Source organism: Peptoclostridium litorale DSM 5388 (assembly GCF_900141635.1).
Lineage (GTDB): Bacteria > Bacillota > Clostridia > Peptostreptococcales > Peptostreptococcaceae > Peptoclostridium > Peptoclostridium litorale.
In genome coordinates this window covers 1-17,986 of the sequence record NZ_FSRH01000007.1, presented here as the reverse complement: position 1 = coordinate 17,986, position 17,986 = coordinate 1, and the positions used below count along the sequence as shown (strand labels likewise).

General features: G+C 40.8%; 16 protein-coding genes. 15 read left to right on the top strand and 1 reads right to left on the bottom strand.

The window, feature by feature from the left end; translation table 11 throughout:
* Window positions 1-21 precede the first annotated feature (21 nt).
* From bioD to BUQ87_RS07695, 8 genes are all read left to right on the top strand, one after another.
* Complete coding sequence (gene bioD, locus BUQ87_RS07735; RefSeq protein WP_038262928.1) at window positions 22-732, top strand: dethiobiotin synthase; 711 nt, start codon at window positions 22-24, stop codon at window positions 730-732.
* Window positions 733-957: 225 nt separating this feature from the next.
* Window positions 958-1,533: a spore protease YyaC gene (gene yyaC, locus BUQ87_RS07730; protein WP_038262802.1), complete on the top strand. Its 576-nt coding sequence runs from the start codon at window positions 958-960 to the stop codon at window positions 1,531-1,533.
* Window positions 1,534-2,103: 570 nt separating this feature from the next.
* Complete coding sequence (locus tag BUQ87_RS07720) at window positions 2,104-2,979, top strand: Rossmann-like and DUF2520 domain-containing protein (protein ID WP_038262809.1); 876 nt, start codon at window positions 2,104-2,106, stop codon at window positions 2,977-2,979.
* A gap of 1 nt (window position 2,980) precedes the next feature.
* On the top strand, window positions 2,981-3,817 hold the full coding sequence (gene panB, locus BUQ87_RS07715) for a 3-methyl-2-oxobutanoate hydroxymethyltransferase (protein WP_038262812.1): 837 nt from the start codon (window positions 2,981-2,983) through the stop codon (window positions 3,815-3,817).
* Between the two features lie 12 nt (window positions 3,818-3,829).
* Entirely contained in the window at window positions 3,830-4,681 is an 852-nt protein-coding gene (panC, locus tag BUQ87_RS07710; RefSeq protein ID WP_038262814.1) for a pantoate--beta-alanine ligase, read from the top strand.
* Window positions 4,681-5,064, top strand: coding sequence for an aspartate 1-decarboxylase (gene panD / locus BUQ87_RS07705; protein ID WP_038262817.1), 384 nt, complete (start codon window positions 4,681-4,683; stop codon window positions 5,062-5,064). Before panC ends, panD begins: the two co-directional genes overlap by 1 nt.
* 228 nt (window positions 5,065-5,292) lie before the next feature.
* On the top strand, window positions 5,293-6,141 hold the full coding sequence (locus BUQ87_RS07700; RefSeq protein WP_038262819.1) for a YitT family protein: 849 nt from the start codon (window positions 5,293-5,295) through the stop codon (window positions 6,139-6,141).
* A 66-nt stretch (window positions 6,142-6,207) separates the two neighbouring features.
* Window positions 6,208-7,896, top strand: coding sequence for a M3 family oligoendopeptidase (locus BUQ87_RS07695; RefSeq protein ID WP_038262822.1), 1,689 nt, complete (start codon window positions 6,208-6,210; stop codon window positions 7,894-7,896).
* 66 nt (window positions 7,897-7,962) lie between these two features.
* Here the strand turns inward: BUQ87_RS07695 and BUQ87_RS07690 are convergent, their stop codons facing one another.
* Window positions 7,963-8,778 (bottom strand): protein kinase domain-containing protein, encoded by an 816-nt coding sequence (locus BUQ87_RS07690; RefSeq protein WP_038262825.1) that lies wholly within the window; start codon window positions 8,776-8,778, stop codon window positions 7,963-7,965.
* Window positions 8,779-9,019: 241 nt separating this feature from the next.
* Between BUQ87_RS07690 and BUQ87_RS07685 the strand changes: the two genes are divergently transcribed.
* The 7 genes from BUQ87_RS07685 (at window position 9,020) to BUQ87_RS07650 (ending at window position 17,440) form a co-directional block, all read left to right on the top strand.
* Entirely contained in the window at window positions 9,020-9,418 is a 399-nt protein-coding gene (locus tag BUQ87_RS07685) for a secondary thiamine-phosphate synthase enzyme YjbQ (RefSeq protein WP_038262828.1), read from the top strand.
* Between the two features lie 4 nt (window positions 9,419-9,422).
* Window positions 9,423-11,417, top strand: a complete 1,995-nt coding sequence (locus tag BUQ87_RS07680; protein WP_038262831.1) for an ATP-binding protein — start codon at window positions 9,423-9,425, stop codon at window positions 11,415-11,417.
* A 25-nt stretch (window positions 11,418-11,442) separates the two neighbouring features.
* Complete coding sequence (locus tag BUQ87_RS07675; RefSeq protein ID WP_038262833.1) at window positions 11,443-12,834, top strand: sigma-54-dependent transcriptional regulator; 1,392 nt, start codon at window positions 11,443-11,445, stop codon at window positions 12,832-12,834.
* A 251-nt stretch (window positions 12,835-13,085) separates the two neighbouring features.
* Window positions 13,086-13,466: a GrdX family protein gene (locus BUQ87_RS07670; RefSeq protein WP_038262836.1), complete on the top strand. Its 381-nt coding sequence runs from the start codon at window positions 13,086-13,088 to the stop codon at window positions 13,464-13,466.
* A 15-nt stretch (window positions 13,467-13,481) separates the two neighbouring features.
* Window positions 13,482-14,771 (top strand): glycine/sarcosine/betaine reductase component B subunit, encoded by a 1,290-nt coding sequence (locus BUQ87_RS07665; RefSeq protein ID WP_038262838.1) that lies wholly within the window; start codon window positions 13,482-13,484, stop codon window positions 14,769-14,771.
* A 34-nt stretch (window positions 14,772-14,805) separates the two neighbouring features.
* Window positions 14,806-16,116, top strand: a complete 1,311-nt coding sequence (gene grdB / locus BUQ87_RS07660) for a glycine reductase complex selenoprotein B (RefSeq protein WP_081823010.1) — start codon at window positions 14,806-14,808, stop codon at window positions 16,114-16,116.
* Window positions 16,117-16,306: 190 nt separating this feature from the next.
* On the top strand, window positions 16,307-17,440 hold the full coding sequence (locus tag BUQ87_RS07650) for a YkvI family membrane protein (RefSeq protein WP_074210073.1): 1,134 nt from the start codon (window positions 16,307-16,309) through the stop codon (window positions 17,438-17,440).
* The last annotated feature ends 546 nt before the right edge of the window (window positions 17,441-17,986 follow it).

The window sequence follows — 17,986 nt, the reverse complement described above, 5'->3', positions numbered from 1 at the left end:
GCAAAAAAAGGAGGGCTTGTTTTGAACAGGGGAATATTCATAACGGGAACTGATACAGGGGTTGGAAAGACGTTCATAACGGCAGGTATAACATATATTTTGAATAAAAGCGGAGTCAGCAGCTGCAGCTTCAAGCCCGTAGAAAGCGGTGGAAGGCGGGGAAAAGAGGCTTTTTTGTCCAATGACTCGATTTTCGTGAAACAAGTCTGCGGACTTGATGAAGATGTCGAAAATATGAATACACACTGCCTTGAAAACGAAATGTCTCCACATATAGCATTTGAGCTGGAGGGTCAGGATGTGAAAGTTTCAGATATAAAAAGGGATTATATGGCGTTATGCTCAAAATATGAAAGGGTAGTTGTAGAGGGCTGCGGAGGAATTGCAGTTCCAATAAAAAGAGACTGTTTTTATGTAGATGACCTCATAAAAGAGCTTGAATTGCCGTGCATAATAGTTGCGAGGGCTTCGCTTGGGACTATAAACCACACCATACTCACTGTAGAATATGCAAGGAGCAGGGGGGTAGACATAAGGGGAATAATAATAAATGGATATGAAGGCGGGACCATTCAGGACGACAATATAAAAACCATAGAATCGGCAACAGGGATTTATGTCATATCCAAAGTTTCGAAATGCTCCGAAATGGAAGATGCAGATTGCATGAGAGATGTCTTTGAAAAATGCATTGACTTTGAAAGGCTAAAAATGGCTTTGGAATGGGAATGATATTAAGGACAAAGAGAAGAGAAGTCAAGAGGAGTATTTGAAATAAATAGGGCATTCATGCACACGGATGAAATACTGTGGGGATAGTACCCCTATAATAATTGAAATATTAAAATATGAACGAGCATTTCGAGCCATGGCGCATAAGTGATGGCGCAAGGTTTTAACACCTTTCTTTAAGGGGTATAGTATAAAATATACTGCGCTTTGAGAGGGTGTGTGGCCATGCCAGCAGGTGGGAAGTCGAGAATTATATTTAAATTTGCAAAAACGGTTAAAACTGCAATCAGGGAAAATAAAAAAATAATATTTGCATGCATAGGAAGTGACAGGAGCACGGGCGACAGCTTGGGGCCGCTTGTAGGACACATGCTTACGCCGCGTATAAGAATACATGATGAATTTGAGGTTGTAGGAACTCTAAAGAAACCTCTGCATGCCATGAATATGAACGAGGTGCTTGGCAAGTACTCGGGAGAAGAATACTTCATGGTGGCCATAGATGCGAGTCTTGGGCGAAGCGAGGAAGTTGGGAATATAGTGTTCAGGGCTGAAGGGCTAAGGCCTGGAGCCGGGGTCGGAAAGAACCTTGGGGTGGTAGGACATGTCTCAATATATGGAATAGTCAATGTCGGATCTGCGCTGGGAATGGAAAACATGGTGCTCCAAAGCACAAGACTGGGGCTTGTATACGAGATGGCTCAGGAAATTGTGACCATAATAATGACTGGTATATACCTTTCAAAGAGCGATAACCAGCTGTATATGGACCTTGTTGAGACTGGCAGTGAGTCAAGATGAGCAGTTGGGATTGATTTAAAAGGCTCAAAGAGATATGAGTGCACTAAAAACAGCGGATTCTTGCCGTGTTTGTATCTATTTCAAAGTGGGAACAGGCGCTGTTTTTAGTTTTAAAAAAGCAATGCTAATCCAGATGCATTTAAAATTTGAGCATGCAGAGAATATTTGTGATAAAATAAAGGTGGTTGGCATCGTAAAGAGTCAAACTAAATAATATATTATTGTTAGACAATAAAACAAAATATTGGTCTTTTGTTTTACTTGCTTTGATCCTTTCGGACAAAGACTTTATAAAGGCAAAAGTAATGGCATGATTTAAAGTCCACTTTTTAATACAAGTGCTGGCTCTAAGTTTGTTTTTTGATGGTTAAAATCACTATATTGAAATATATTTATTGATATTCTTCAATATGTGAATAACATATAACTGCATCTGCCATTTTATGTCTGAGAAGCTCTTTTTGCGTCCGAAAATTTCGGGTTCAAAAAGAGCTTTTTTGATTTCGAAAACATATATGGTTTGAAATTTCCAAAACCATTTCGTGCATTAAATGTCAGGAGGTTGAATTAGTGAACATAGGGTTTATAGGAGCGGGAAAGGTTTCTAAGGCATTCGGGATATACCTGAAAGGCAGGGGATTTGAAATATCGGGATATGCCAGCAAGAGATTCAAATCGGCTGAACAGGCGGCGGTTATGACAGGCTCTAGCGCGTTTGAAAAATATGAGGATATTGTACAAAATGCCGACATGGTCTTCATAACAGTTCCGGATGATTCGATATACGGCGTGACCCGAAATATTTCAGATTTAAAATGCAAACTGGAAGGAAAGATTTTTGTACACATGAGCGGGGCGCTTTCATCAAATGAGCTTGAGGGCCTTTCTGAAAGGGGATGCGGGACGTATTCTCTCCATCCCATGCTCTCGTTTGCGGACACTGAAAAATCAGTCCATATGCTTAAAAATGCAGTATTCACACTTGAAGGCAACGGCGTAGAGTATGAAAAGGTGAGAATGCTTGTTGAAGGGATGGGAAACAAGGTGCATACCATAGAAAAGTCTCAAAAGACGCTTTATCATGCGGCTGCATGCACGGCTTCGAATTATGTTGTCGCGCTTGTGGATTTTGCCGCTTGCATGTTAAAGTCTGCCGGGATTGACGAAGAGGGGGCTTTTGAAATGATAGGGGGGCTCTCGCAGGGAGCGCTTTCAAACGTGCTTCAAATGGGGGCGGATGATTCCATAACAGGCCCGATATCGAGAGGGGACGTGGGAACCGTAAAGAGGCATATTGATGCAATAGCGGATAAATATGACAGCAATCTGCTTTCCATGTACAGTGCAATGGGGAAAAGAGCACTTGAAATTTCAAAGAGAAAAAAACTAAGGGACATTGAAAAGGCAGACCAGATAGAAAAAATATTAAATGGGGAGTGCAGATAGGATGAAAAGCGATAAATTTACTGTTAGCTCGTTTTTGAAAGCAAAGCAAAGCGGCGAAAAAATTTCAATGCTTACAGCATACGACTATTCAACTGCAAGGCTTATTGACGAGGCTGGCGTGGACAGCATACTTGTGGGGGATTCACTTGGAATGGTAGTATTGGGATATGAAAATACGCTTCAGGTTACGGTTGATGACATAATCCATCACTGCAGGGCTGTTTCAAGGGGGGCAAAAATGGCACTGGTGATAGGGGATATGCCGTTTCTTTCATATCACATAAGCCCGCAGGAAAGCGTGAAAAATGCAGGCAGGATAATCCAGGAGGGAATGGCACACGCGGTAAAGCTTGAAGGAGGAAGGGACATAATAGACAGTGTAAAGGCTATAGTCAGGGCTCAAATACCAGTGGTTGGGCATTTGGGACTTACCCCGCAGTCTGTAAACATGCTTGGAGGATTCAAGGTCCAGGGCAGGGAAGAGGATAAGGCCAAGAAGATGATTGAAGACGCACTTATGCTGCAGGAGGCCGGAGTGTTTTGCATAGTACTTGAATGCGTACCTATGCAGCTTGCCCAGCTGATATCAGAAAGACTCGACATACCCACAATAGGAATAGGCGCAGGTTCGGGATGCGGCGGGCAGGTGCTTGTGACCCAGGACATGCTTGGAATGTATACTGACTTCACCCCGAAGTTTGTAAAGCAGTATGCAAACATGAAAGACGATATAATAAGTGCCGTAAGGGGCTACATCGATGAATTGAAGTCGGGAAGATTTCCAGGCAAAGACCATTCGTTTACAATGGATGAAGAAAAACTAAAGAGACTATATTAACGGAGGTGTATTATGATAATAATAAACAAGCCAAATGAAATGAGCGAAAAAATCAAAAGCTTGAAGCTTCAGGGAAAGAGCATAGGCTTTGTTCCAACAATGGGATACCTTCACAATGGGCATATGTCACTTATAGAAAAGGCTAGAGGGGAAAATGACATTGTAGCAGTCAGTATATTTGTAAACCCGACCCAGTTTGGAGCGGGAGAAGACCTAGACTCGTACCCGAGGAATATTGAAAGGGATGAGGCTCTTTGCAAAGAGAAGGGAGCCGATATAATATTCGCGCCTCAGTCTGTGGACATGTATCCGAAGGGATATTCGACATATGTGGATGTCGAGGGAAGCATTACAAGGGGGCTTTGCGGAGCTTCAAGACCCGGACACTTCAGGGGGGTTGCAACCGTGCTAGCAAAGCTTTTCAACATAGTCCAGCCGCAGCGCGCATATTTCGGGCAAAAGGACGCCCAGCAGGTTGCGGTGGTAAGGAGAATGGCAGAGGATTTAAACATGGACGTGGAGATAGTATCATGCCCAATAGTCAGGGAAGAGGACGGGCTTGCAATGAGTTCGAGAAACACATACCTTTCGCCCGGCGAGAGAATGGATGCGCTTGTGCTTTCAAGATCGCTTTTTGAAGCAAAAGAGATGATAATGTCAGGAAAAAGGGACGCTTCAAATATAAAAAGCCATATAAAGAGCGGGATTTCAGGTGTCAAAAGCGCAGATATAGACTATGTGGAAATAGTGGATGCAGACAGCATGGAAGATTTGGAAGTCATAAGAGGAAGGGTGCTTGTTGCGCTTGCGGTAAGAGTCGGAAAGACTAGGCTTATAGACAATATAATACTGGAGGTCGAATAATGCTGGTAAACATGTTCAAGGGAAAGCTTCACAGGGCGACGGTAACGCAGGCGGATTTAAACTATGTGGGCAGCATAACTATAGATAAGGATCTGATGGAGGCCGCTGGCATATACCCAGGGGAAAGGGTTCAGATAGTAAACAACAACAATGGGGCAAGGCTTGAAACATATGTAATAGAAGGTGAAAGGGAGAGCGGGGTGATATGCCTCAATGGGGCGGCAGCAAGGCTTGTGCAGCCCGGGGACAAGGTCATAATAATAGCATACTGCTGGATTGAAGATGAAAAGGCAATGAGTTTTAAGCCGAAGGTTGTATTTTTAGATGAGGACAACAAAATTGCAGAGATTTCAGACGGTGAGACGCACGGGGAAACCAGATAACAATTTTAATTGACATGTGTTGACAAGCAGAGGGAATACGGGTATCATTGGATTATAGGTATGTAACAAAAAAATTATATGTAAAGATAAGTTTTAAAGAGGTTTCTTAAAAGAGTCTTTCTGTACGTCGTATAGCAGAGGCAGATAATAATTTAGCATATAATGCTATCTTATTATCTGTCTTTTTTTCTGCAGCAAAAATATAATGTGAAGGGAGTTTGGATGTTAATGAAAGAAAAAATAATTGATATGGCGGTAATAACACTGGGGGCGATTTTTGTTGCGGTGGGACTGTACTATTTTCTTGCACCAAATGAAATAGCGGCAGGAGGTATAAGCGGCCTTGCTATAATAATAAACTCGTACTTCCCGTCTATTCCCATGGGAATTCTTATGATAGGAATGGAAATTATACTGTTTACCGCTGGGATACTTATAATAGGACCCATATTTGGAGGAAAGACAATATATTGCAGCTTCATGCTCTCAGGGATTATACTATTTTTTGAAAAAGTCATGCCCATACAAAAGCCTCTGAGCGATGATATTTTCATACAGCTTGTAATAGGGATAATACTCACCGGATTTGGAATGTCTCTTGCGTTCAACAGGAACGCTTCTACCGGAGGCACGGACATAATAGCAAAGATAATAAACAAGTACTTAAAGTTCAACATAGGAAAGTCGGTATTGATGGCGGATGCATTAATAACGGTTTTTGCGATAGGGACTTTTGGAATAGAAAAGGGTATGTATGCTCTTGTGGGCCTTGTTATGAACAGCATAATAATAGACAGGTTCATAGAGGGCTTCAACATGTGCAAACAGATTACAATAATAAGCAGCGAAAAAGAAGCCATAATGGAGTTTATAATGAAGGACCTCGACAGAAGCGCCACAATATACGATGCAAAAGGGGCGTTTACAGAAGATGAAAAAACTGTCATAATGACAGTAGTGGATACAAAGCAGTTCATAAGGCTAAGGGAGTTCATAAAGAAGATTGACAAGAGGGCATTTATAACTGTTCAAAATGTCCATGAAGTCCTTGGAGAAGGGTTTATAGAAATAGCGTAAAATGTATATTGCTGATGCGGCGGAAAAATTTTTCTGCGCATTGGCAATTTTTTTAGGAGGTACAATATGAAATTTAGTGAATACAAATACGAAAGGCCGTCGTTTGAAAAGGTCCAGCTGGAATTTCAAAGACTTGTACAAAGTATTGGGGATTCAAAGAGCGCCGATGATGCGCTGGCTGCGGTGCGGGATATAAATGATTTGAGGGCTGAATTTGAAACCCAGCAGCAAATAGCATATATAAGGAATACAATGGATACGGAAGATGAATTGTATAAAGCAGAGCAGGAGTTTTACGACGATATCACGCCGATGTATGAAGGGCTCATAAACAGCTACTATTTTGCGCTGGCGGGATCGAAATTTGCAAATGAATTAAAAGCGCATTTGGGAGAGCAGCTTTTAAACCTTGCGAATCTAAAGACAAGGATATTTTCAGACTGCGTAATTGAGGACATGAAAATGGAAAACAAGCTCTGTACGCAGTACACAAAGCTTCTATCATCGGCTAAGATTGAATTTGAAGGTCAAATTAACACGCTTTCACAGATGAGGTATCACCAGATGTCTCTCGATAGGGACGTGAGAAAAAAGGCAAACAGCGCAAGGTATTCATTTTTTGAAAAAAACAAAGAGGAATTCGACTCTATTTACACGCAGCTTGTGGAGGTCAGAAGTGGAATTGCAGAAAGGCTTGGATATCAAAGCTTTACAGGGCTTGCCTATGACAGGATGGGAAGGACAGACTATGGCCCATTGGATGTTGCAAAGCTTAGGGAATCAGTCAAAAAGCATATAGTCCCCTTATGCACGAGACTCAGGCAGCTCCAGAAAAAAAGACTTAATCTGAAGGAGCTTAAATATTACGACGAGAGCGTGCAGTTTAAGGACGGAAACGCAAAACTTATTGCGGGCGAAAAGGAAATGCTCAGGCTTGGAATTAGTATGTATGAAGGGATATCAAAAGAGGCTGGAAGCTTTTTCAGGAACATGGTTCAAAATGGACTTATGGATCTTTTGTCAAAGCAAGGGAAGTCTCCCGGAGGATACTGCACATATATTCCGAAATACAATACTCCTTTCATATTTTCGAATTTCAACGGGACAATAGACGACATAGATGTCCTTACGCATGAGGCAGGACATGCATTCCAAATGCACATGAGCAAAGATTTCAATATTGCAGAGTACTCGTTCCCGACGCTTGATGCTTGCGAAATACACTCGATGAGCATGGAATTTTTGACGTGGCCTTGGATGGATATGTTTTTTGGAGAAGATGCAGACAAGTACAGGCTTGGACACATAAGCGAGGCGGTGCTGTTTCTTCCATACGGAGCGCTTGTAGACGAATTCCAGCATGTTGTATATGAAAATCCAGGCATGTCTGAAAGCGAAAGAAATGATGTGTGGAGAAGGCTTGAAAGAGAGTACCTTCCTCACAGGGACTACGATGGAAACGAGTTTTTGGAAAGCGGGACATACTGGTACCAGCAGGGGCACATATTCAAGAACCCTTTCTACTATATTGACTATGTGCTTGCAGGAATATGCGCAATACAGTTTTTAAAAAGGTTTAGAGGTGACAGGGAGTCTGCGTGGATTGACTATGAAAAGCTCTGCAGAATCGGAGGGAGCATGTCGTTTATGGATATTGTAAAAAGCGCAGGACTTGATTCGCCGTTTGAAGAGGAGGCTGTAAAAATGGCGGCCCAGACGGCGCAGGAGATAATATACTCATATTGTGAAATTTAAATTAAGGCCTGGATATATATCCAGGCCTTAATTGAGCATATCTACATAGACGCCATAGTATTCACATTAATCGAGAGAATCCATTTCAATACTGTAATAGCATTTGTTCACCCTTTCGCTGAAAAAGGCAGGATTATTTGTGATATTGTATTGATTTGAGATTTTGAGAAAGGCATACGCATCATCCCAGTGAAGAACACTTGGCTTATAGTGCTCGCCAACAAATCTCAAGGGGTTGTATTTGTTGACAACCTCATAAAGCTTTACATTCCGGCTGTTGCCGCAGCAGCCTATTGCAAATGCGAAGTCTATCAATATTACTTTTAAATCATCACCGTTTTTCTCAACCATGAAATTTTGGGGTTTGATGTCCCTGTGAACAATTTCGATAAATTGAATTATATTCAAAATAGTGCAAAGCTGGCTGTACAAGTCATTTTTTATGTTGTCAGACAAGCCTTCGTTGTCAGACAAGAATTCATCTAATGTACACCCGTCTATCCAATTTACCACTATGAAGCTTATCCATTCATTGTTTAGATGACCCACATAGCGCGGAAAATTTCCACTGTACTCATCGAATAGCCTGTCTATTTCGCTCAAAACGGCATACTCATTTTCAATTTGGTTTCCCCACCGAACAACCTTCACGAAGTATTTTTGACCAGAGTCGTTTTCCGCTTTGAAATATTTTGCGTTTTTTTTCCAGCTCGACGGATTTAATGAATTTATTCTTGTTATGCCGTAGTCATTTCTTAATATGCTTTTGAATTTGGAATACTTAAAAATGAACCATATTGCTTTTTCGAATATCATTCCAAAGGATTTGATTGAGTTATGGACAGTATTTATGACGAAAAGCAGGTATTTGTTTTTTACCATTTTGCTGCACTCCTTTCAAATTTATTTATATTTATATAATTACCCATAAACTTTCAAATATTGATACCCATTTTTATATATATAACTGATATTTCAATTGGATAAGTGGAAAATATATATATGAATTTTAACGGAATCATGTAAAATCCGTTTATAAAATTTGTATATGCCTTTTATGGGTACTATAATATTGTTAAATAGGCTATATTCACTTTACAAATATGTTTTTGAGGAGGAAAAAATGACAAGGGAGATTAAAATAAGCACATATTCAAGAGACCAGTTCATAGACATAACTAGAGAGGTAGATGAGATGTTAAGGCACAGCAGTGTGTCAGACGGGCTGTGTACAATATTTGTGCCCCATACAACGGCCGCGGTTACAATAAATGAAAATGCCGATACTGATGTAAGAGCCGACATAATAAGGGAACTTGACAAAACAGTACCTCACTGCGATGGATACAGCCACTTCGAGGGGAACTCCGCGGCGCATATAAAATCAAGCCTCATAGGAGCCAGTGAAACCGTAATCATAAGGGATGGGAGGCTTCTGCTTGGAACATGGCAGGGGATATATTTTTGCGAATTTGACGGTCCGAGAAACAGAAAACTGATAGTGAAAATAATGGAAGGCTAAAGATATGAATAAAAAGACTTATGCAGCTGCACTGGTGATATTGATCATAATAGTAAATCTATATGTGAACCTTGAATACGATAAGAATATAATTGAGCTCATAAATGAAGACCATAGGCTTTCAGTAGATGAAGAGCTCTGGATTGAAAACCATGGGGATATAGTATATTGCTCCGACTACAATTCTCCGCCTCTGAGGTATATAGACAGTGAAAACGGCCAGTACCAGGGAGTAATAGTTGACTATATGAATGCGCTTTCAATAAATCTGGAGACCAAAATAAAAATCAGGCCCGAGGCCTCGTGGAACAAGGCATATGAAAGCGTGAAAAATGGAGATGCAGACTGCATAGACATGATAGGATCTCCAGCAAGAAGCCTCAGTTTCAATTTTTCAAAGCCCATATACAAATTGAGGGGAACGGCGGCATTTATCCGAGGAAAAGAAGACGTAAGGAGACTATCGGATTTGAAAGGCAAAAGTATAGCGGTTCAAGCGTCAGACTATGCGGTGGAATTTTTAATGGTAAATGCACTGGAGGCCCATATAGTGCAAACTCAAAACATGAGCGAGGCACTTTTGAAGCTCAAAATGGGAGAGGTGGACATAGTAGTAGGGGACGAGCCTGTAATAAAGTTCACGGCTTCAGAGCTTGGAATTAAAAACAGCATAGGATTTGCGGAAAAGCCGCTTTACGAAGAAAATGCGGTACTTGCTGTGCCGAAATCTCAAAAAGAGCTTCTTTCAATACTCAACAAGAGCATATCGGAACTTGAAAAGAGAAATACAATGGAAAAGATACAGGAAAAATGGTTTGGCGCATATTCAATAACAGGATCACAAAACCGTGAAAAGGCTTTTTCGATACTCCTTTCATCAGTTTCAGCACTTGCAGTGATATCGTATATGTTTTATATCTGGAACAATCAGCTTAAAAAGGAAGTTGAAAAGAGGACCATGCAGCTAAATTCGAGTAAAAATGACCTTATAGCCACATTTGACGGATTTACGGATTATATGGTGGTTGTAGACAAGACGGGAAAGGTGGTCCTTGCCAACGAGTCACTCTGCGGCAAAATCAGAGAAAGCAGGGATTATATAATAGGAAAGAATTATGAAAATTCAATAGATTTTCCATGCTGGGAATATGCAAAGAGAATAATACGGGGTACTTTCAAAAATGGACTTGGTATAAGCAAGGAGTACAGGTGTGGCAAAAGCATATTCAGCGTGAATACATTTCCGATAAGCGAAAATTCAGATGAGATACAAAGGGTGCTTACGGTTATAAAGGATGTCACGAGCATAAAGGTGAGCGAGAAGATGCTGCTTCATGAAGACAAGATGGTCGCAGTAGGTCAGCTTGCCGGTGGTGTGGCACATGAGATAAGGAATCCTCTGGGAATAATAAGAAGTCATGCATATCTCATAAAAATGAATCCATATGACGGTGATAAAATAAGTGAATCGGCAGCGGCCATAGAAGTTTCTGTCGAAAGGGCAAGCGGAATAATAGAAAATCTGCTGAATTTTTCAAGGCTCACCCCCAATACTGTGGCCAATACGAATATAAAAAGCTTGATAAAATCCATATTCAAACTCTATACAAAGCCAATGCAGCAAAAAGGCATACAGCATGAGGTTACGTGCAGCGATGAACTTGAATGCAGTATAAACCAAGAATCGCTAAAGCACGTACTTATGAATCTTGTATCAAATGCGATAGATTCAATTGAAAAAAGAGGAAGCATTGAGGCTGTGTGTGATATTTCCGAAGATAATCTCATCATAGAGGTAAGGGATACGGGATACGGCATAAAGAAAGAGGATGTTGAAAGCATATTCACCCCGTTTTTTACTACAAAGGCGCCGGGAAAGGGAACAGGCCTTGGGCTTTATGTAGTATACAGCGAAGTCAACAAATGCGGTGGGGAAATAAGCGTTGACAGCAAATACGGAGAGGGAAGCACATTCAAGGTAAGCCTTCCAATAAAATAGCAGGGATTTGCGAGAGGAGTTTGTCATGAAAAAAGATAAAAAGGCAAAGATACTTTTAATAGATGATGAAATTGAATATACACAGGTTTTGGGAGCAATACTGAGTGCAAGCGGCTACAATGTTGCGGCGCTTAATGCGCCAAAAGAAGCTCTTGGCATCATTGAAAAAGAACATTTCGACATAGTGATCACGGATATCATGATGCCCGAGGTAAACGGAATGCAGGTGCTTGAACATGTAAAAAAGCACTGCAAAAGTACTAGGGTAATAATAATGACGGGATACGGCACCATAGAAAATGCTGTGGATGCCATAAAAAAAGGGGCATACACATATTTTGTAAAAGGAAATGATCCAGGAAAGCTTTTGCAGGAAATTGAAAAGATATCGAGTTTGGATCATGACAATTTGCCTGAAAATGCTGCAGGAAACAAAAAAAGCATAAAAAAACCAGAAGGGGATGCCGGAAGTTCGGGATTCTTATTGGACACAAAGAGCAAAAAATTTGCAAAGACACTCCAAATCACAGAGAAAGCCGCCAGAAGCAATGTGAACATACTCATACTCGGAGAGTCGGGAGTTGGAAAAGAGGTGTTTGCAAAATTCATACATGAAAGCAGCATGAGATCAGAGGGAGCGTTTGTGCCTGTCAACTGCCATTCATTTTCAGAAAGCCTATTGGAGTCGGAGCTTTTCGGGCATGAAAAAGGAGCATTTACAGGTGCGGTTGGAAACAGGGCGGGAAGATTTGAGGCTTCAGACGGGGGGACTCTTTTTCTGGATGAGATAGGGGACGTATCGCTTGACACACAGGTGAAGCTTCTAAGGGTGCTGGAATCGAAAAGCATAGAGAAGATAGGAAGCAATGCTTTAAAAAAGCTAGATTTTAGGCTTGTAAGCGCCACAAACAAAGATCTTCAGGAGGAGGTCGCACTTGGCAGGTTCAGGGAGGATTTTTTCTACAGGATAAGCACAATAGTCATAAAGATACCGCCGCTTAGGGAGAGGAAGGAGGACCTTGGTGATTATATAGACTTCTTCGTAAAAAAAGCAGAAGTTGAGCAGGGTATAAAAGTCAGAGGAATGAGCGTAGAAGTGGAGAAGTTTTTATACGAATACGACTATCCGGGAAATATAAGGGAACTTAAAAACATAATAGAAAGGCTTGTGGTTCTTTCAGAAGACGGCATATTTGTAAAAGAAGGCCTTCCGGTATGCACAAACTACAAAAAGGGAAAGAAAGGCCATGAGGATTTTGAAATAAGGCCGCTGAAAGAGATAAGGAAGGATTTTGAAGCGGAGTATATACAGAAGGTACTAGATGCTTGTTCGGGTAGTGTGACTGAGGCTGCAAAGCTCATGGACATAAGCAGAAGACAATTATTTAACAAGATTACGGAATTTGGATTAAGATAGCATATAATTGGGTAGCGGGTTATAAAAAATATTAAAGTGAAATAAATTTCACACTTTTGGGAAATTTATTTCAACATATTGAAAAAACAGAGCTAGCGAGTGCTGGCTCTGTTTTTTTGTTTTGAGGCGTACGAATATTGCAAACACTACACTAAGATAAAAAAATAACAAAATGTACATTTTTGGCATGGATATTGCTTTTGTTTATGGCAAGCAAGTACAAAATCAATAAATTTAATAGGGAGGTTGATATGGAAGGGAAAATAATAATGGTTACAAATAATCCTGCCTTGAAGCAGAGCCATTACCCGGATGTTGAAAAAATCTATATCGAAGAAAAAGGGATACAAAATGTACTTTGCTATGTAAGAGATCAGATACACAAGGGGCACAGGCTACTTACACACCCTCTTTCGGGAAGTCTAAAGCCAAATGAAAACCCATACAAATCTATCCTTATAAGCAAGAACTGTGTACAGGTGGATTTTGCACAGTTGGAAATAGTTGAAAACTGCATAGAATCTGCCAGAAAGTTCATAGAGGGAAAGAGATTGCCGGACTACGGGCAAAAAGTCATGAATGACTTCATGATTGTTGACAAGACCATAATTGAAAGCGGATTAAAAAAATAAACGGAGGTGCTTATATTGCGTTTAGAAATAGGAAGAATAAACATAAAAGACATTCAGTACGGAAAGAACATGGAAGTAAGAGAGGGCGTTTTATATTTAAATGAAGAAGAACTTGTAAAAATAGTTCTTGAAGACGAAAGAATAAAGAGTGCAAAAATAGAGCTCGCAAGACCGGGAGAGTCTGTAAGAATAACTCCTGTAAAAGACGTACTTGAGCCTAGAGTGAAGGTTGACGGAACGGGAAGCATGTTCCCGGGCGTTGTTGGAAACAAGGTCACTCAGGTTGGAGCGGGAAGAACTCATGTACTAAGCGGAACCGCTGTTCTGACGGTGGGACAGATAATGGGATTCCAGGAAGGTATAGTTGACATGAGTGAAATCGGCGCTGAGTATACGCCTTTTTCAAAGACTCTTAACATATGTATAGTACTTGAGCCTAAGGATGGAATAGAGCCTCACGCATACGAAGAGGCAGCAAGAGAAGCAGGACTTAAGGTGACAAGCTTTATAGGAGAAGCCGGAAGAAATGTTGAACCTGATGAAATAGAAGTGTTTGAAAGCAAGGGAATAATAGAGCAGGCAAACGAGTACCCTGATCTTCCCAAGATAGGATATGTGTGCATGCTTCAGTCGCAAGGCCTGCTTCATGACACATATGTGTACGGGGTTGACGCCAAAAAGATAATCCCTACAATAATGCACCCTACAGAGTTTATGGACGGGGCGGTAATAAGCGGAAACTGCGTTGCATCTTGCGACAAGATACCGACATATCTTCACCAGAACGACCCTATTATAGAAGACCTTTTCAAGAAGCACGGAAAAGAGCTTAACTTCATGGGAGTAATAATAACAAATGAGAATGTATTCCTTGCGGACAAGGAAAGATGCTCCGATGCGGTTGCAAAGCTTGCAAAGATGATGGGTCTGGATGGAGTACTGATATCAGAAGAAGGATATGGAAACCCTGATACAGACCTTATGATGAACTGCAAAAAGGTTGAGCGAAACGGAATAAAGACTGTTCTTGTAACTGACGAGTTCCCTGGAAGAGACGGAAAGTCAGAGTCTCTTGCAGATGCGGTTAATGAAGCTGACGCGCTAGTGTCATGCGGACAGGGAAATCTTGTAGTAACTCTTCCGCCAATGGACAAGGTTATAGGGACTCTTAAGGACATAGAGACGATGATAGGCGGATATGACGGAAGCCTTAAGGAAGACGGAAGCATAGAGGCCGAGATACAGATAATAATATCTGCAACATCTGCATTCGGCGGCAACAAGCTTACAGCGAGAATGTACTAATAGGAAATATCACACAATATAAGGAGGAGATAACATGTCAAAGCTCAGAGTAGTTCATTATATAAACAATTTCTTTGCAGGAATAGGTGGAGAAGAAAAGGCAGACATACCGCCACAGGAGACAACTGGAGCGATAGGACCGGGACTTGCACTTGGAAAGGCGCTTGGAGACGAGGCTGAAATAGTTGCAACTGCAATATGCGGGGACTCGTATTTTGGAGAAAATATTGAAAAGGCCCAAGAGGAACTTTTGGAAATGATTAAAAAGCACAACCCTGACGTATTCGTAGCGGGACCTGCGTTCAATGCGGGAAGGTACGGAGTTGCATGCGGAGCAATAGCAAAGGCTGTGGGAAAAGAACTTGGGATACCAGTTGTCACGGGAATGTACGAAGAAAACCCTGGCGTGGACATGTACAAGAAGGACATGCACATAATAAGGACTGGAAATTCCGCAGGTGACATGAAAAACTCAGTGAAATCCATAGCGGCGCTTGCGCTCAAGCTTGCAAATGGAGACGAAGTCGGACCTCCGGAAGTAGAAGGATACCATGTAAGAGGAATAAGAATGAACTACTTCCACGAGAAAAGAGGGTCTGAAAGAGCCGTGGAAATGATACTCAAAAAGGTCAAAGGAGAAGAGTATACAACTGAATACCCTATGCCTGACTTTGGAAATGTAGAGCCGAATCCTGCAATAAAGGACCTTACCAAGATAAAGATAGCCATAGTTACATCTGGCGGGGTAGTCCCTACAGACAATCCGGACAGGATAGAATCGTCAAGTGCTACAAAATATGGAATATACGACATATCGCAGTACGACTCTATGCCGGCTGACAAGTTCACGACTATACACGGAGGATATGACAGGACTTACGCCCTTGAGGACATAAACAGGGTGGTTCCTCTTGATGTAATGAGGGACATGGAAAAAGAGGGAATAATAGGAGAGCTTGCTCCTTATTTCGTAACTACAACAGGAACAGGAACAGCTGTTGGAAACGCAAGGGGCTTTGGAGAAGAGTTTTCGCAAAAACTTCTTGAAGATGGAGTGGATGCAGTTGTCCTAACATCTACATGAGGTACTTGTACTCGTTGCGGAGCAACGATGGTAAAAGAAATAGAAAGAGCTGGGATACCTGTTGCACACATAGCTACTGTAGTGCCTATAGCACTGACTGTTGGAGCAAACAGGATAATACCTGCAATAGGAATACCATATCCTCTTGGAGATCCACATCTTGAATTCAAGGCAGAAAAAAAACTTAGAAGAGGACTTGTGGAAAGAGCACTAAAGGCCCTTCAAACAGAAATTGAAGATCAGACGGTTTTTGAAGACTAGTTCTTACAATTTACATGCCAAGGGGAATCCCCTTGGCATGTAGTTTAAATAGTACAAAATGAAAATTAAATATTAACCTGTCTATTCAAGTGAAGCATAATGGAAAGGTAAAATACAGAATGAACAAAATATTGCAAAAAGAAAAAGCTTATCGCCGAGTAAACATAATAAGGAAAGAGGTGGACTGTACATGGAAAAGACGAATGTGGACTATAAAAAAGTAATGCAGTATGCTGGAGCTTTCATAGCATTTTTAATAGGATCTGGGTTTGCAACAGGGCAGGAGGTGCTCCAGTACTTTTGTGCATATGGAAATAAGGGGATACTTGGCATAGCGGCAATATTCCTACTTTTCATGTATGTAGGGGTTGATTTTATAACAGTTGGACAAAAATACAAGTTTCCAAAGGGAAGTGACATATATAAGTACTACTGCGGCAATATAGTTGGAACGTTTTTTGACTACTTTTCAATACTCTTCATATATATGTCATTCATAGTTATGATTGCTGGAGCGGGGGCAACAATAAACGAGCAGTATTCACTTCCTGTGACATTCGGGGGAATACTAATGGGTGTGCTGGCTACATCGACAGTCATATTCGGACTGGGAAAGATAGTGGATGTAATTGGAAAGATAGGTCCTGTCATTGTTGTACTGTCAATTGCACTTGGACTTTCAGCACTTTTGAAGAATCCACATGGTCTTATAACAGCAAATGCACTTATACCTGAGCTTAATATAATGAGTGCATCTACAAACTGGTTCTTCGCAGCGGGATCTTATGTTGGATTTTGCATGCTTTGGCTGGCTTCGTTCATGGCAGCCATGGGTGCGACTGCAAAGAGCAAAAAAGAAGCCGCTCTTGGAGCTACTGGTGGAGCGATTGGTTTTTCACTTGCGGTTTTAGTTGTGGCGTTGGGAATGCTTGCGAACATAGAGCAGGTTTCACAGGCCATGGTTCCGACTCTATACCTTGCAAAAAACATACATCCTTTTGTAGCCACCCTATTCTCGCTAATAGTAGTAACTGGCATATATACTACAGCTGTGCCTCTTTTATGGTCGGTATCGGCAAGATTCACGACGGAAAAGACTAATAAGTTCAAACTGCTTACAGTAATACTTGCGGTTGCAGGTGTATATATAGGTCTTGAAATACCGTTTAACAAACTTGTCAACGTGGTATACGTAATAAATGGATATGTAGGTGTCATACTGCTTGCTTTCATGCTTGTTAAGACGGTGAAGTCAAAAATGAATCCTGATGAAATAAATAAAGATGTTTTGACAAACAACGAAGGAAACGAAATGGCAAACTAGCAAAAATACAGGAAATTTCAATATGTTTCGAATATATTCAAAGTAGTCTACATGTCAAAATTGAAAAAAATGTTAATAGTTTATCTAAAATAATCATGATTATTAAATAAACTAATTTACAAAATAATCGTAATGTGATATCATTATCTATGAAAAGAGGCGGAACAATAAAAAATCTCTATTAATTATATAAATAACAAAGTGATACATTATCAGGAAAAAAATCGATATATTGTGAAGGGTTTTTCAAGTGGTACTTGCTTTTGCGAAGAGCTGGTTTATATAGTGAACTTCATGCGAGAAAAAAGGAACCCTTACCTTTTTACAACACTTATCCATTTGACGAAGGAGTTTGCAAAATGCTTGCGGGTATCCTTGGAAAACGCTTCTTTAATACTTAGCTTATATAATAATATATAAATGAATATTTTACATATTTGAGGAGGAAGGCAAAGTGGAAAACGTATATGATATAGCCATAATAGGTTCAGGACCTGCAGGACTTGCAGCAGCACTTTACGGAGCAAGAGCAAAGATGAAGACTCT

What these genes read in the sequence shown, in the direction of transcription:
- yyaC (WP_038262802.1), top strand. Translation starts at nt 958, where the DNA reads ATGCCAGCAGGTGGGAAGTCGAGAATTATATTTAAATTTGCAAAAACG.
- panB (WP_038262812.1), top strand. Translation starts at nt 2,981, where the DNA reads ATGAAAAGCGATAAATTTACTGTTAGCTCGTTTTTGAAAGCAAAGCAA.
- panC (WP_038262814.1), top strand. Translation starts at nt 3,830, where the DNA reads ATGATAATAATAAACAAGCCAAATGAAATGAGCGAAAAAATCAAAAGC.
- panD (WP_038262817.1), top strand. Translation starts at nt 4,681, where the DNA reads ATGCTGGTAAACATGTTCAAGGGAAAGCTTCACAGGGCGACGGTAACG.
- BUQ87_RS07700 (WP_038262819.1), top strand. Translation starts at nt 5,293, where the DNA reads ATGAAAGAAAAAATAATTGATATGGCGGTAATAACACTGGGGGCGATT.
- BUQ87_RS07695 (WP_038262822.1), top strand. Translation starts at nt 6,208, where the DNA reads ATGAAATTTAGTGAATACAAATACGAAAGGCCGTCGTTTGAAAAGGTC.
- BUQ87_RS07690 (WP_038262825.1), bottom strand. Translation starts at nt 8,778, where the DNA reads ATGGTAAAAAACAAATACCTGCTTTTCGTCATAAATACTGTCCATAAC.
- BUQ87_RS07685 (WP_038262828.1), top strand. Translation starts at nt 9,020, where the DNA reads ATGACAAGGGAGATTAAAATAAGCACATATTCAAGAGACCAGTTCATA.
- BUQ87_RS07680 (WP_038262831.1), top strand. Translation starts at nt 9,423, where the DNA reads ATGAATAAAAAGACTTATGCAGCTGCACTGGTGATATTGATCATAATA.
- BUQ87_RS07675 (WP_038262833.1), top strand. Translation starts at nt 11,443, where the DNA reads ATGAAAAAAGATAAAAAGGCAAAGATACTTTTAATAGATGATGAAATT.
- BUQ87_RS07670 (WP_038262836.1), top strand. Translation starts at nt 13,086, where the DNA reads ATGGAAGGGAAAATAATAATGGTTACAAATAATCCTGCCTTGAAGCAG.
- BUQ87_RS07650 (WP_074210073.1), top strand. Translation starts at nt 16,307, where the DNA reads ATGGAAAAGACGAATGTGGACTATAAAAAAGTAATGCAGTATGCTGGA.